Source organism: Pontimicrobium sp. MEBiC06410, from assembly GCF_053601615.1.
Genome location: NZ_JBSHNT010000149.1, coordinates 182,842 through 198,745, shown reverse-complemented (window position 1 = coordinate 198,745; position 15,904 = coordinate 182,842). Strand labels below are relative to the sequence as shown.

General features: G+C 32.6%; 9 protein-coding genes. All 9 read right to left on the bottom strand.

Annotated features, from left to right (window positions below; translation table 11 throughout):
* Window positions 1-119: 119 nt before the first annotated feature.
* Entirely contained in the window at window positions 120-404 is a 285-nt protein-coding gene (locus ACVC08_RS09320; RefSeq protein ID WP_452601830.1) for a hypothetical protein, read from the bottom strand.
* A gap of 94 nt (window positions 405-498) precedes the next feature.
* Window positions 499-1,251, bottom strand: a complete 753-nt coding sequence (locus ACVC08_RS09315) for a LytR/AlgR family response regulator transcription factor (RefSeq protein ID WP_452601829.1) — start codon at window positions 1,249-1,251, stop codon at window positions 499-501.
* Window positions 1,252-1,253: 2 nt separating this feature from the next.
* Window positions 1,254-4,148 carry a histidine kinase gene (locus tag ACVC08_RS09310; RefSeq protein WP_452601828.1) on the bottom strand — a complete coding sequence of 965 codons (2,895 nt, stop codon included), beginning with the start codon at window positions 4,146-4,148 and terminating at the stop codon, window positions 1,254-1,256.
* A 97-nt stretch (window positions 4,149-4,245) separates the two neighbouring features.
* Window positions 4,246-5,235: an FAD:protein FMN transferase gene (locus tag ACVC08_RS09305; RefSeq protein ID WP_452601827.1), complete on the bottom strand. Its 990-nt coding sequence runs from the start codon at window positions 5,233-5,235 to the stop codon at window positions 4,246-4,248.
* Between the two features lie 25 nt (window positions 5,236-5,260).
* Entirely contained in the window at window positions 5,261-5,638 is a 378-nt protein-coding gene (locus tag ACVC08_RS09300) for a Na(+)-translocating NADH-quinone reductase subunit F (RefSeq protein WP_452601826.1), read from the bottom strand.
* Between the two features lie 75 nt (window positions 5,639-5,713).
* Window positions 5,714-6,586 carry a DUF4846 domain-containing protein gene (locus ACVC08_RS09295; protein ID WP_452601825.1) on the bottom strand — a complete coding sequence of 291 codons (873 nt, stop codon included), beginning with the start codon at window positions 6,584-6,586 and terminating at the stop codon, window positions 5,714-5,716.
* A 77-nt stretch (window positions 6,587-6,663) separates the two neighbouring features.
* Window positions 6,664-7,482, bottom strand: coding sequence for a T9SS type A sorting domain-containing protein (locus ACVC08_RS09290; protein WP_452601824.1), 819 nt, complete (start codon window positions 7,480-7,482; stop codon window positions 6,664-6,666).
* A 52-nt stretch (window positions 7,483-7,534) separates the two neighbouring features.
* A complete protein-coding gene (locus tag ACVC08_RS09285) occupies window positions 7,535-11,668 on the bottom strand; it encodes a reprolysin-like metallopeptidase (RefSeq protein ID WP_452601823.1) in 4,134 nt (1,377 codons plus the stop codon).
* A gap of 200 nt (window positions 11,669-11,868) precedes the next feature.
* On the bottom strand, window positions 11,869-15,720 hold the full coding sequence (locus ACVC08_RS09280; protein ID WP_452601822.1) for a M36 family metallopeptidase: 3,852 nt from the start codon (window positions 15,718-15,720) through the stop codon (window positions 11,869-11,871).
* Window positions 15,721-15,904 lie beyond the last annotated feature (184 nt).

Here is a 15,904-nt window from a genome sequence, read left to right as displayed (position 1 = left end):
AACAAGAAAATGATTACCAATTGCTGAAATGCAGTTTTCAATTTCTAAAACAAAAATTAATACTTATAACAAGGCATAGTAGTAATTAGTATTATAAAAGTATTGAACATTCTAACTTTTTAGTTCTTTTTGGAGCTTATTTTTCTAATTGAAGAGTAGTATTTGTTTAAGTAGCTTAATAATATCACATAAAGTAAATCTTCTTCACTAATGGTACTCCTCTTACGAATTACTTTTCTTTTCTTTAGATTTGTTTGTGCAATAGGGTCTTTTGCTAGTTTATTTATAGAGTGATTTATCTTAGATATTGACGAATCTGCTTCTTTAACAAATCCTTTTTGAGCATTAGAGCCTATTGTAATTGAGAAACTTAAAATAAAGAGTATAAGTGTTAGTTTTTTCATAATCGCTATCATTTTAAATAATCTTTAAAAGTAACTCTACTTACAAAGTAAACGATATTAACTTTTCTAAAAAGCCTATATCAACTTCTAAAACTTACCCTATGCTTTGCACTATTGCTAAAAACTCTTCTTTTTTATCCTTAGATATCGATACTGTTTCGTTATTATCCATTACAATATATCCTCCATTTTTTTTAGAGTATTCTTGTATGTATTTTAAATTAATTAAATACGATCTGTGTGGTTTATAGAATGTGGAAGTGTTTTCCAATAGCTCTACAAAGTGTCTTAGGGGTTTACTTATTAATATTTCGCCTCTGGATTGAAGTGAAATATTAGTATACATTCCATCTGCTTTTAACATTATTATGTCTTCAAAATCTACAAACTTAATGCCATCTGCTACTGGGAGTGCTATTTTTTTAAAGTTTAAACTATTTAGGCTATTCCTTAGTTCTTCTATTTTTACATTTATTTGCGATTTACCAATGCTTAATAAAGCCTTATTTATGGCAGATTGTAATTTATCTACTCTTATTGGTTTTAACAAGTAGTCTATAGCTGATAACTCGAACGCTCTAATGGCATATTCACTGTATGCTGTTGTAAAAATGACTTCAAAATTATGATGCGTTTTATCTATAAAGTCTAAAATTTCTAATCCAGAATGTTCTGGCATTTCTATATCTAAAAATACTATTTGTGGTTGTTCCCTTTTTAAAACCTCAATACCACTTAATAAATCTTCTGCTGTGATTACTGTTTTAATTTTTGAACAATTTTCTTGAATCATCAATTGCAATAGTCGTCTTGCTTTTGGTTCATCATCTATAATTAACGCCTTCATAATCATATATTTTCGTAAGGGATTATTATATCTACTTGTGTCCCTATTGCTGTTTCTTCTTTTAACAAGTCTGTAATCGTAACTCCTATTTGTTTTTCTTTTCCGTAGTTTAATAAATCTAGTCTATCTTGGTTAGCTTTAGTTGCAAAAGATTTATGTTGTTTGTAACTTCTTTCTTTATATTCTTTAGCTTTTGTTCTGCCAACTCCATTATCTACTATACTACATTTTATAGTTTTTAACGATTCGTGTAAGCTAAAATCTATTTTTAATATTCTATTTTCTTTTCTATGTAATAGTCCATGTTTTAGTGCATTTTCTACATAAGGCTGTATCAACATCGTAGGAATATATATATTATTAGGTTCTAATATATCATTTTTTATGCTGTATGTTAGTTTGTCTTCAAAACGTAGTTTCTCTAACTCTAAATACATTTCTAAACAATCTATCTCTTCTTGTAATGGAACTCTCCCCTTTGAGCTATGACGTAAATAGGCTCTCATTAAATCTGCGAATTTCCCTAGATAATCGCTTGCTAATTTTTTTTGGTTAAGCATAATATATTCTTGAATAGAGTTTAATGCATTGAATATAAAATGCGGATTCATTTGTGAACGTAAATTCTCTAGTTTTAACGCCACTAATTGGTGCTTTATTTTTACTTGCTCTAATTCGTTTTCTTTTTGTTCTTCTTTATGTTTTGCTTTAATTTTAAAAAAAACAATTACACTAGCCAATCCTATAATTGCTATTAAAGCACCAAACCACCAGCGCTTCCAAAATGGTAACGTTACATCTGCTTTAAATTGTATTGTATTAGTGTAAGTGCCTTCTAGTATATTCTTTGCTCTAGCTTTAATAATATATTTTCGACTTGGCAAACTGTTAAAATCTACCTCATGCTTGCCTTGTTCTAAAGTAATCCATTCAGGGTTTAAGCCTTCTACTTTATACTCAAATTGATATTCATTTAAAACATTTAGTCCGTTGACCATAAATTTTATTCCCAATGCATTGGCATCATAATCTATTTTATAATTTTCTTTTATTTCTTGTAATTTATTTTCAATTTTTATTTCTGAAAAATAAATTTCTGGAACGCATATTTTTTTCTTTTGTTTTGTTTTTGGAAATTGATATATCCCATTTGATGTTTGATACCACACATAGTTGTCTGTTACTTGGAGTTTTAATATTCTGGGATGTATAATACCGTCGCTTATACTATAATTTATAAAACTTTCTGTTTCGTAATTGTAGCGTTGTATACCTTTATTTGTAGCTATCCATAGATTCTCCTCATCGGTAGCCATTGCTCTTATATTTTTATCAAGTAACCCTTTTTCAGATTTATAAATCGTTTTTAAAATCTTTCCGTTTTTCATTAAATAAAGCCCCCAATTAGGTCTACTTATCCATACGCTATCTGTATTTGTTTTAGTCACTAGCTTACGCATGTACAACTTGGTGTTATCGTGTAGGACGTTTTCTAAATTCCTTTCTTTTATAGTTCCCCATTTAAGTCCCCTTGCAGTATTTACATAATAGTGTCCAGATTTAGTTGTTGTTAAGCTTCCTGACCTGCCATTAAAAGCTATTTTTCCCTCTAGATTATTATTTAGTATTTTAGTCCTATCGTAATTAGAGGTAATAAACAAGCTATCGTTTAATCGTTTTATGTCTTTGGGTGTATATTTAATTAATTGCTTAGTTACTTTTAAATTAGCTGGATTATATACTTCTATAAAGCCTCCATTAAAAAATAATCCTTGATTTTTTAATTTATCGTAATAAACACGTTGTTCCTTAAAATAATCTATATTTCGGGAAACACTTTTTTTAGTTTTTAAATTAACTGAGTGTAATTTATTATTGTTAGATATATAATTTATTGTATAGTCATTGACAGCTACAAAGTGAGATATTAAATCTTCTTTATATGCTTCTGTTTTATATTCTTTTACGTCTAAATCGGGAATTACATACAACCCATTATTTAGTGTAGAAAATATATAGTTTTTATTACGATCTATAATAAGGTCGGTTACTCTCTTTTCTTTTAAATAATGGTTTTTTAAAACTAATTTTCCATCAATATAACCATATTCGTACGCTCCATTTACAGTAAAAAACCAATAGTTGTTTTTTATTTTTTTTAAATGTGATATTGCAATACGAGAAATAGCATTGAAATCGTTTACTGGTTTAATTCCTGATTCGTTAATTTCGAAAAAGGAATTTATGTTTCTTCTTTGAGAGAGCATATAAAGTTTCTCTCTGTAACTAAACATATTTGAAAGTAATTCTTCTTTTTCTGTAATTGCAGTTTTAAAGTGCATTACATGAGATCCTTTTTTAATTTCATGCAATGCATCATCTTGGTAATAATACTCTTTTCCTTTATAATTATAATAAAGGCTTTTTTGACTATTATAAAGTTTCACTCTATCTATTACCTTCGTATCAATATCTATTTTGTACCGATATTTATCAACAAATACGATATTGTTATCTATAATTTCGAACGTTACAAGTTTTTCTCCTATATGTTCTTTTAAGTTCATAAAAAGAACAGTCTTACCGTTTTCAACATAGTAAAACTCTCCTCCCATGTTATTAAACCAAATTCGTCCTTTCTTATCTAATTTTAGACCAAAGACCGAAGACCTCACCAGTTTTGGGTGGGTATATTTTACATATTTTTCTCCATTGAAGCTGTAGAGTCCAGAGTTTGCAGCAAGCCATATAAGCCCATCTTTATCCTCTAACATTCTATAAATAATCTTATCTGGCAAGCCGTTTTCTTCACCAATATGTATAGATAAAGGATCTTGAGCTTGTACAACAAAAGAAATGAATAAATACAGAATAAGTATTAAATGCTTTTTTATCAAAATTTAGAAAATATTAAATTCTAAATGTACACTTTAGTTTTAATAAAAGCCTTTTATAACTTCTAAAACACCTCTTTCAGTTGCTAAATCTATGGTTTTAGTTTAATGGGAAGTTATTTAAAATAAGTGTTTCCAGCTTATTTTTATCATTTTCAAAAATTAAATATGCTTTTAGTTCTGGGTGCGCTTTTGTAAATTGTTTTACTCTTTCTACTCCCATAGCTTGAAAAGCCGTTGCATATCCATCTGCTTCCATACAATTACTTGCTATAATAGAAACACTTAAAATATTTGTTCGTGTTGGATAACCTGTTTTTGTATCTATAATATGTGCGTACCTATTACCTTCTTCATCTACTTTAAATTTTCTATACGTCCCTGAAGTAGCCATCGCCCTATCTTTTAATACAAAGACTTTATCATAGCTTTGAGTACCATCAAAATTGGGGTTTTCTATACCTACAGTCCAACCAGATTTTTTATCAATGTTTATACCATTTCCTCTTAACTCACCGCCTATATTAATTAAATAGTTTTTAATTTTTTTATGTTCTAAAAACTCTCCTACAACATCAACAGCATATCCTTTAGCTATTGCATTAAAATCTAGGTATGGTTTAGGTTTTTGTTTTTCAAGCTTAGATCCTTTTAAGGTTATTTTATCTAAGCCTACATACTGCATTAAACTATCTATTTTAAGACTATCTAAGCGCGTTTTGTTTTTTTCTGACCCAAAATTCCATGCATTAACTAATTTACCAATAGTGGGGTCGAAAACGCCTTTAGTTTCTTTATGTATCTTTTTGGAGGTTTTAAAAACTTTTATAAAATGATTATCTATACTATCTAATATATGCTTGTTAACTTTTGAAATGTCTGAATCTGCTTGGTAATTAGACATTGATTGATTGATTGTATAAAATAAACTGTCTATTTCTTTTTGATAATTAATTCCTTCTTCTGAATAATAATTTATATCATAGAATGTCCCAAATATAGGACCAGATAGTTTCATTTTTTTTAACTCACTTTTGCAAGACACTAATGTTAAAGCAGTAATAATTAACAGTACAGTATTTTTAAACATTATAAAGTATTTTGTTTCTAACAAATTAGTTTAAATTGGTTTCTAAAACTTGTATACCATTATATTCTATAAGGTATTCTTCATTTAAGTATACTGGTAAATCCTCTCCTTTTGGGTTACCTAAACCAACTCCTGCATATAATACTTTAGCATTATGTTCTCTGGCATGCGTTTTAAATGATTCCATCCAAACTATATCGTAATTATTAGCATTTTCGGGAAGCATTACTGCTTTAACAATAACAAAAAAATATTGCTTATTAGCATCTATACAAACAAATTGCGGGTGTTTTTTAAGCTTACTATTAACTGCTATAAATTCGAATCCTCGTTGTTCTAGGTCTTTGCCAACATGGTTCATTGCCAAGTTATGCAGTTCTTGGGCTGATAATGCTTTATTCATATAACAAAAATACAACAATTGTTATTATTTAATAGTCGTCGCTTACTCAAAATAAACAAAAAACATGTTTTACATTTATTTAAATCTCACATATTTGGAGTTATTAAATGTGTAATTAGAAACACCTATTTCTACATTTAATTTTAGATCATACCAAGGAGATAGTTCTGTGTCTTCAAGATTTTTAACCAAATGCACACTTTGTGCTGGTGTATTACCTTGAAACAATAAAAAAAGTTTTTCTCCTTTCTCATTAACAGCTTCATCAGCTATCATAACAATATGGCCTGGTGTACCTCCACGTATTAACATGTCTCCAACTTTAAGTTTTTCAATAGCTGTTATTTGTGGCAACTCATTATACAAAGACAAGGTTCCTGAATAGGTATAAATTAAATTCAAATATTTATAAAAATTATTTTTAGTATGATTACTTTTTGCTGTTTTACTAAAAGTAACTTTATTTCCATTTATTCTTGGCCTGTAGCCTTCTGCATATTCTAGCCAAGAGCAATAATGTCCACTTGTAAAATTAAAACCAATTTCGCCTTTTCTATTATTATCCCACAAATACTCACTTCTAATTCTTATTAATGCATCTGCACATTGCTGCAATCCATTTTTTGGTACTGGGACATCTAATATTCCTATATGCCCAATTTGCCAATAATATTCGCTGCCATCATAATTAATTATTTTGCTATTAAATGGCTTAAGTTTATAGTTTCTTAAATAATCTCCAAATGATCCTGTATTATATTTTACTCGCTTATACCCTTTTGGTGTGTTAACTCTAGATTTAATAGTTAAACTATCTTTATTTAAAAGTGATGTCGTTGTGGTAATCCCTTTTACAGTTTGTTTAACCACTTGCTTCATTGGACTGAATTGTAATGCCCATGCGCATATGGAGATTAAAATACAGATAACTAATATTACTTTTTTCATAATCTTATAAACGTAAAAAGCCAATACGAAAGTATTGGCTTTTACTATTTTATAATAATTAGTTTATTGCAACCTAATTATTCTTTTATTAATTTAGTTGTTAAACTAGCTTCTTCTGTAGATAGCTTTACAAAGTATACCCCTGCATTAAAAGTGCTAACATTAATAGTTTCCATATTAGAAGTGCTGTTGTATACTTTTTGTCCTGCAATGTTAAATACTTCTACTTTAGATAATGTATTTTCTAATCCTTTAATAGTTACAACATCATTTGCTGGGTTAGGAAAAATTGAATATCCTGTTAATTCATTTTCTTCAACTGTTAATGTTGCAAAGCTGTATGAAGTTGTCCCTGTTTGGCCTTGAAAATAATTTGAAGTAGGCGTTGATCCACCAGTAGGGTCAACCGTTAAAGAACTATCAAAAATACTTCCTGAAGCATTCATAGCTAATGAAGATCCATTATCAAGAACACTAATTTCCCCAGTTGTAGGAGCTCCTAAAACATCAAAAGTCACTAGAGGAATCAATTGACCATTTGTATGAGCTGGAAAATCATCATTCGGATCAGAAGCAACTGTTAAAACAGTAGCACTTCTATCATTACCTGGATCTGCTGCATCTAATTGAGATGCAGTGTACACAGCAAAAGAAAGGCTTCCTCCTCCCTCATGTTTTATTGCCCCGCCTTCATCAATTGATGCACCATCTTGCAACATTACTGTAAATCCGTAAGAATCTAAAGTAGGTGTTGCACCACCAGAATCAAAATCTGGTACTGCAGCTACAGTGTAATTATATCCACTATTTTGAATAAGTGTGAACCTGTAATCTGTTTGAGCATGTATAGTAAAACTAAATGCAAGAGCTAATACTAATAGTAATTTTGTTTTCATTTTTTTTGTTTTATATCTTAGAGTTAACAAATATATCATTTTTTTTGTTGTTTTAATTAGTTCCTTCGGGTAATTGTTGTGTAAAGTTATAGGTTCCTGTTGGTGGGCCTCCAAATACTGAGTTTGATGGATTGTTAAATATATTATTTCTAATAGTTAACACATCACTATTTGATCCTGCATAATAGGTTAACCCATCCATGTTTACATCTGTTCCATTATAACCTAAAGAACCATAAGTTGCTACTGGTGGCCCTCCAAAAACTGAATTACTTGGATCGTTAAACACTTGTGCACGTATTAATGGCACGTCAGATTGACCTCCTACATAGTTTAAAAGCCCATTTCCTGTACTATCTCCTGCCCACATGCCTAACATACCACTTGGCATTCCAAAACTGGTTTGTGCATCGGTTCCAAATGTAATTGGTGTTGTATTGGTAAAATCTACTACAGATGTTGTTGCTGATAATGCTAACAATCCATTCGTCATTACGCCTAAGTGATTTCTATGTTTTACTACTACATAGTAATCTTTACCTGATGTATTAAACAGTAAACTTGATGTGCCATCTACTCCAACAACATCTCCATCTCTTTGAAGTAAAGCCGATTGTGAGGCTGTAACTGTAGTATTAGTTACGGCATCTCTTAATTCTACTAATACCCAATCTACTATTGCATTTGCTCCTGTTACATTAAATACAGAGGCATTACATGTTGTTGCATCGTATGGACTCGTTGTAGGTATGTATCCTGCTACTCGTAAATCATCTCTCATTAAACTCTCTTCGCCTGTATTTGGATTTAATGCAGCCCCTTGTAAGTATACTTTTGGTGATACTCTTACTCTAAAGGCCGACTCTGGTCCAAAATAATAGGTTCCTGATAGACCTGTAAAAGTCCCTGTTAATGTTGTATTAGGTCCAAATGATGCCACAGTTAATGGTACGACTTCTCCTGAACCCTCCCTTAGGGCATATAAAGAACTTGTTGATGTAAACTCACTTGCTTCTAAATAAAAAGTAATATCTACATCTCCAGAAGTTGTTGTATTTGTTGGTGTTATCGTAAATGACTTATCCATTACTAGATTTGGAGCTACACTTCCATTATATGATTGTGTACTTGTTCCTGCTCTTACAACAGATACATCTGTGCAACCATAATTAAATCCATTTTTATTTACAATATCTAACATGAAATCTCCTGAATCATCCGCAGTATATGCCGTTCCATTTCCTGGTATATTTAATGCATCGTCTGTTACTCCTGTATTTACAGCTGTTTGAATTTCTGCTCCAACATCTGCTGTTATAGAGACTTCATCTACACCTAGTACCCATTGTCCTGTTGTATCGTGATGTCTAAATGATATATATATTGGTTGACTTGAATTAGCAAAAGCATTAGGAATTGCTACATCATAATAAGCACCTCCAACGGCAGGAATTACTGTATCTACTAAACGAGTTCCTGCTGTAATATTTGCTATTGATCCAGCCAATGTAGAAATATAAACTTCATAATTTTCACTATAAAAATTACCATCACTTCCTGAACCTGCAAAATATCTTAAGTTTATATTAGATGCTCCATCTGGAATTGTAATTGCTGGTGATGTTACAAAATTATCTGGACTATAATCAGAGCCATTCCATGAATATGATGCTAAAAAATAATCTGTATAGATTCCAAAAGGAGTTGTCCAATTAGATTCTTGAACTAAATTCCAATCATCTGCAGTTTCATTATTACCATCTCGAATAGTCCAATCACTAGCATCAGCATCTGAAAAATCATCGTTAAAGAGCGTCATATTTGTACTTGCAGATGGCACACTATCATCATCGTTAATTGCCAACAGCAATGAATTCGTACCTGCTGTTGCATCACCCCCACTAACAGTAAAATCTATCGTTACTGTTTCTGTACCCTCTACAAATCCATCATTGTATACTCTAACTGATAAATCTTGAGAAGCTGTAGCTCCAGCTGCAAAAACGACATTAGGTGTTAGAATTTCAAAATCATCCCCATTTATTGCCGTTCCTCCAGCAATATTAAAAGTAACAGTTGCATTAGCCGACGGCCCAACTGCAACAGTTAATGGTACAATAATATCTGTATAACATGCAGCTCCTTCTGTGGTTGAAGCTGATGGACTTGCATAAGAAATTACAGGGTTAACTGCTCCTGAAATATCTATTACTGCGGAGTTTATATTAAAAAATATGTTTCCGCTACCTTTAACCATTATACGACATGTACTAGACTCTCCATTAGGAACAACGATATCATGTGAGCCATCATTTGGTGTAGCTGTTGCTAAAACTGTTGGATAGGTTAATCCTCCATCTTTGGATAAAAGGATATCAACATTAGCTGCATTAATTGGAGCGGCATTAGTTCCTGCAACATTCCAAGTAATTGTTTGTGTACTTCCTTGTGGCCATACTGTAGCTGAATTTTGTGAACTCACTGTAAATGGACCTGCACTAGCATTAGTAGTCACTGTCATTAAATCATCCGCAGTTTGTCCTCCTCCTGCATTATTATCTCTCACAGTTAAAGCAAATTCCATAGTTCTAGATACAGATGGTAATACTTCCCATGTTGTTGATCCTCCTGTAGTTACTAAATCTGATAACCTAGGTATATATCTTATTGGGTTTGTTGTGCCTTCAAAAGAACGCACCATTGGTCCTACAGCACTTCCAGCAACTGGTGGTGCTTGTCCATTTGGTGCTTGTTCTGTATCGTTTTGCTCCCAAGTAAAAGTATGAGATGCTGTACCGTCTGGATCAGTAGAACTTCCTATAAGCATATATGGTGTTGAAACAGGAATAGTATAATTACTCCCTGCGTCTGCAGTTGGAGCTGAGTTACCTATATTAGTTTCTACATCACAAGAGCTACTAGCTCCAGTTTTAATATTAGCAGAAATATCTCTAATATTTACATAATTAAAATATGCATCACTATTATTTTGAACATTAGATGCACAAATCCCTGCATACCCCATAATAGTTGTACCTGAGGCCGGTTCTACTTCTGTAGCACCATTACCAGAACGACTACAAGTATTCATAGTATGCCAACCATCAAATTGATGCCCCATTTCATGAGCCACATAATCTACATCAAATGGATCTCCTGTTGGGTCAGCTCTTCCTGTATAACCACGCCCTTTGTGCGTTCCTGTTTGAGAAACACTTGTACAAACACAACCTAAACATCCTGCACTACCGCCTCCTGTTGTATTAAAATTATGACCAATATCGTAATTATTTACGCCTATTACATTATCTAATGTTACAGCCGTTTGGGTATTCCATTCATTATTCCATGGATCATTATTCGCTGTTAAGTATATAACATCATCATTGTTTGCAACAAAAATCATTGTTGTTGCCAAGTCTCTTTCATATATACCATTAACTCTCGTCATAGTTATAGCCATCTGTGCTTGCACATTAGCTTTTTGTTGAGCTGTAGTTCCTGTTCCTTTAAAAATGGTTCCATATTCTCCAGTACAAGATTGCGCTAATCTGTATGTTCTTAATTTACTATCATCAATCGCCTTGTTTGTTGAAGTATTACCACTAAGCGAAGGTAATTCGACTTTCTCATCTGTTAAACACTCAAATCCTTGGTTATCTATACCAAGTGCTGCTTTAGAGTATACCATATAATTATTTCTGTCCTCTGTATAAGGATCTATATACCAAGAGCGTTTAGTTCCAGACAATGTCATTGTATGTAAACCAAATTGAGTAACTGTAAAACGCATTGTAGCACTAGGATCGTCTATTCCCTGACCTGCATAGGCTTTTATCATTGGCATTTTTCTAGCCAACTCTTCCTCCATTACTGGAGTTTCAATAATAGCAAATGTTTCGAATTCGCCAGATGCATTTGGAAATGCAATTCTAACTGGAGAGTTTTTAGCTATAATTTCACCTCTCATAGGAGCATTAGCTATACTCCTTTTTAAGGACTCTAAATCTAACTCATAGAGTTGAAAATCTGAAGGCTTTGAGCTTCTATGTACTTTTGCTTCTTTCTCTAGTCTACTCTGACTAGTTTTTGTCCATATATTTTTTGATGCTTGCCTTCTATTTTGAGAAAAACCAAAAAGCACAAAAAACATTAAACCAATTGTTAGTAATGTAGTTTTATTCATAATCTAGTTGGGGTATTATTTTACACTGCTTCAAATATAACGTTTTATCGTTATTTCGCAACATTTTATCGTTTTTTTTGTCATATTACCGTTGAAATCACTAAAAAAATAAGGCTATGTTAATTCATTCAAAAAAACAAAAACCTAGGTGATTTTATAAATCATCTAGGTTTTTTAATTTATTTACTAGATCACCAAAATTAGTTAGTTCCTTCTGGTAATTGTTGTGTAAAGTTATAGGTTGCAGCTGGTGGGCCTCCAAATACTGAGTTTGATGGATTGTTAAATGTATTATTTCTAATAAACAACACATCACTATTTGATCCCGCATAATAGGTTAATCCATCCATATTTACATCTGTTCCATAATAACCTGTAGATCCGTAAGTCGCTACTGGTGGACCTCCAAATATTGAGTTATCGGGATCGTTAAACACTTGTGCACGTATTGATGGGACATCTGAGGAACCTCCTAAATAATTTAAAAGTCCATTTCCTGTACTGTCTCCTGCCCACATACCTAAGACACCACTTGGCATTCCGAAACTGGTTTGAGCATCTGTTCCAAATACTAATGTACCTGAATTAGTAAAGTCTATTGCTGTTGTAGTATTTGACAATAATAAAGATGCCCCTGTCATAACACCTAAATGGTTTCTATGTTTTATAACTACATAATATCTATCTCCTGCCTGATTAAAAGTAACTGGTGACGTTCCGTCTACATCTACTACATCTCCATCACGTTGTAATAATGCAGATTTAGAATCTAATATAAGCGTACTTGTTGTTTGATCTCTAAGCTCTACTTGTACCCAATCTACAATTGCATTAGCCCCTGTTGTGTTAAATACAGCAGCATTACATGTTAAATTATCTGGATACGGACTAGTCGTTGGAATTAAATTATCAACTCTTAAATCATCTCTCATTAATGTTTCTTCTCCTGTATTAGGATTTAGTGCTGCTCCTTGTAAATAGACTTTAGGAGATACTGAAACTCTACATTCTGGTCCAGAAGTTACTGTTACTATAGCTTCACATGTAGATACACCTCCATTTCCATCATCTGCCGTAATTGTAACTGTAACATCTCCTGTATCACTACAAGAAAATACACTTTGACTTAAACTTGTAGTTACTGAATTACCACAATTATCTGCAAGTTTAGCTTCAGGCTGATATAAAGCATAAGCATCGTTAGCTGTAGACCATGCTGTTAAGTTACCTCCAGAAATTGGCAATGCTTCTGTTCCTCCTGCATTTTCAATACCAGCTGTTCTGGTTCCTCCATTATTTTCTGCATTAGTATAATGAAATTCTATTCTACTTGTTCCTTCATGTAAATGTACTTGAGCTGTAACTGTTTCTGTTGCATTATACAATGGTACTGCATTGAATTCTACAACCATTTTTCTGTTTGGTGCAGTCCCTACTAATCCATATTGTATCGTTCCTCCTGCATTTGGGCTTAAATCGTCCCATGCAAAAGCTATCATTGTATTAGGGTTTCCTGTATTAGGTATAGCAGTAGGTGTATAAGATGCTGCCCCTGTCATTCCACTTCCATCAAAAGAAATAAATCCATTAGAAGCTATATAAAATTGAGTATATGTTGTACCATAAAAATTAAAATCGAAACCAATATTTAAAGCTGCTGTTCCCGCATCATCGCCTAATGTTACAGCTGTACCTCCAGTAATAGTTTCTGTAGCAAACGTTATAGATTCTTCAACATAAGCACTAGGGACTAAATTAGTAACTAAATCTTCTGTAGTTATAGTTCCTGCTCCATTAGCATCTAAAGTTACTGTTGCGTTTTGACATGATATTACTGGTAAACCATCTGTAACTGTTATTATCTGATCTATAGATGTTGCTGGCATTTGGTTATCTGTATAGGTAACTGTGTGATCTCCTACTCCTGCTGAAGCTGTATCGAAAGTAAATGTAATACCGTCTCCGTTATCTGTAACGTTAGGACCACTATATGTTCCTCCAAATAAGCGACCTCCTCCTAAATCTGAAATTGTTCCTTCTGTAATACATACTGAAGTTCTTGAGACAGCAAATGTTGTTGGAGGTAAATCTGTTGCTGTAGTTCCATCAGAATTACTATTACTCGATCCTTGAGAAGCACTAGCTCCTAAACCTGCTCCCGCAAAGACTTCCCAAATAGTAGAAGCATTTGCTCCACCATAGATGGCCTCATCTGCTGCTAAAATAGCATCACGCCCATCTACAAATCCTGGATTACATCCTTGAAGTTTCATTCCTTCTATAACTAATCGTAAACAAATATTGTTTCCTCCTGTTCCATAATAAATGTCTGGATCCCAACCATGATCGTCAATTAATGCCCAATTTAATTTCCATAAAATTGCAGACCATATAGATCCTACTCCATGCGGTACTACCGCCGAGCCTAAATCTGCATAACTTTGTGTATTTGTTGTACTATACGGTTGAGGACGAATTCCTGCTCCGTTAGGGCCTTGCCCAACTAACCAAGTTCCTATTCCTCTTTGATCTGTTCCTTGGTCTCCAGGCTCCATAGTCATTACTAATCCTATAAAATCTCCCCAGCCTTCGCCCATTTGTTCACTATTATTTAAACATCCTGAGTTTGCAGCTCCTCCTGTTAAACGTGTTGAAAGCCCATGACCATATTCATGCACTATTACAACGTTATCTAAATCTCCATCTCTTGTATTACATACATACATTTGCATTCTTCCTCTTCCTCCATCTGCTGGAGTCGCGAAATTTGCATTACATGTTCCTGATCCATCTTGAGCTTCTGCTCTTACACTATCGCCTGCTGTACCTCCATTACCATAGTTGTTAACTTGAAAGTTTCCTGAAGCTTCATCAAAACCATATATATACCATACATCATGAATAACATTTGTCCAATAGAATAAGTTTGTTACCGCTGCATTAATACTCCCTCCATTATTATTAACATTTGTATCTATTGTAAAATTAAAATCTAAAGCTGCTCCTCCATTTGCTCTTTCTGCATTTGTTCCTGAACCTGTTCCTGTTACTGTACTAGAACTATCATCATAAGCATCACAATTATTTCCTATTGTATAGTTAGACTCGGCTCCTGCTACACCATTAGTATCGTGCCATCCATAAGGAGACCCTGTTGCATCAGCTGGATCACTAACCACAGAACGTCCTCCATGCCCTGGTGATTCCACTGGCATAGCATAAACGTTATATGTACCTCCTCCAACAAATGCTGGTGTATTTACTGACGTTTTATTATTGTTTGTTACATTATATTCATCTTCACAATCGCTATCTAAATTTACATCATCGTGATTATGATTACTATGATCACCACCAATATTACATGATACTGTTAAATTATATTTATTTAGTATTTCTCCAGTATTGGCATCTACTATAAAGCTATACCAATCTGAAGAATTTCTATCTTCAATAGAAAATTCCCAAGCTAATGTAGCTCCTTCTCTTTCTTGATAGTAGTAAAGTTGCTTAACTGGGATGTTGCTATTGGAAACTCCTCCTTTGCTATAATATATCGTTCTTTTTTGATAATCAGTTCTTTCGATATTATCATCTACTTCCACTACATTTAATCCTGTTGGAGTTCCATACCCCATTCTTTGTGATGTAGTTGTAATTGCTTGCGTAGCTGAAATACTAGCAGATGAATTTCTTACTGTATTATCTATATTCTGAACAAAGTTTACGTGAGAGGCAAATGTCTTACCGTCTTTAATATGCAAACTAGATTCTGTTCCAACGACTTCAATACCATTAACAGCTTGTCTTATATATGTATGATGAATACCACTTACAGAGCTAGTGTGCTCTGAAGTAACAACATAATTTGCTGTATTTCCTTCTTTCACCAATTCTTTTAAATAGTTTGAAGAAGTAATTCTTGGATTTTCTTCTTTCTTCTTTTCTTGTGCATTTAGTTGTATACTTAATAAACTTAAGAGTGTAAATGCAAATAACGCTTTAAAGTAAGATTTCAATTTCACCTTAAAAAAGAGGTAATTTTTCCCCATGATAATAGATTCGTATTTGAGAGTTAGTAATCTGGTAATTAACACAATTGAACTAAAAAAATTCAATTCCCTCAAAAATAGCATTTTAACTGATTTTTAACACATTTTGTAGCTATTTTCGACGAAATACACAAAAAAATCATATAACCTGTTGATTTACAATTAGTTTTAAAAAACATCATTT

Bases quoted from the DNA above. Each gene is read 5' to 3' on its own strand.
- ACVC08_RS09320 (WP_452601830.1), bottom strand. From the start codon at position 404: ATGAAAAAACTAACACTTATACTCTTTATTTTAAGTTTCTCAATTACA.
- ACVC08_RS09315 (WP_452601829.1), bottom strand. From the start codon at position 1,251: ATGAAGGCGTTAATTATAGATGATGAACCAAAAGCAAGACGACTATTG.
- ACVC08_RS09305 (WP_452601827.1), bottom strand. From the start codon at position 5,235: ATGTTTAAAAATACTGTACTGTTAATTATTACTGCTTTAACATTAGTG.
- ACVC08_RS09300 (WP_452601826.1), bottom strand. From the start codon at position 5,638: ATGAATAAAGCATTATCAGCCCAAGAACTGCATAACTTGGCAATGAAC.
- ACVC08_RS09295 (WP_452601825.1), bottom strand. From the start codon at position 6,586: ATGAAAAAAGTAATATTAGTTATCTGTATTTTAATCTCCATATGCGCA.
- ACVC08_RS09290 (WP_452601824.1), bottom strand. From the start codon at position 7,482: ATGAAAACAAAATTACTATTAGTATTAGCTCTTGCATTTAGTTTTACT.
- ACVC08_RS09285 (WP_452601823.1), bottom strand. From the start codon at position 11,668: ATGAATAAAACTACATTACTAACAATTGGTTTAATGTTTTTTGTGCTT.
- ACVC08_RS09280 (WP_452601822.1), bottom strand. From the start codon at position 15,720: ATGGGGAAAAATTACCTCTTTTTTAAGGTGAAATTGAAATCTTACTTT.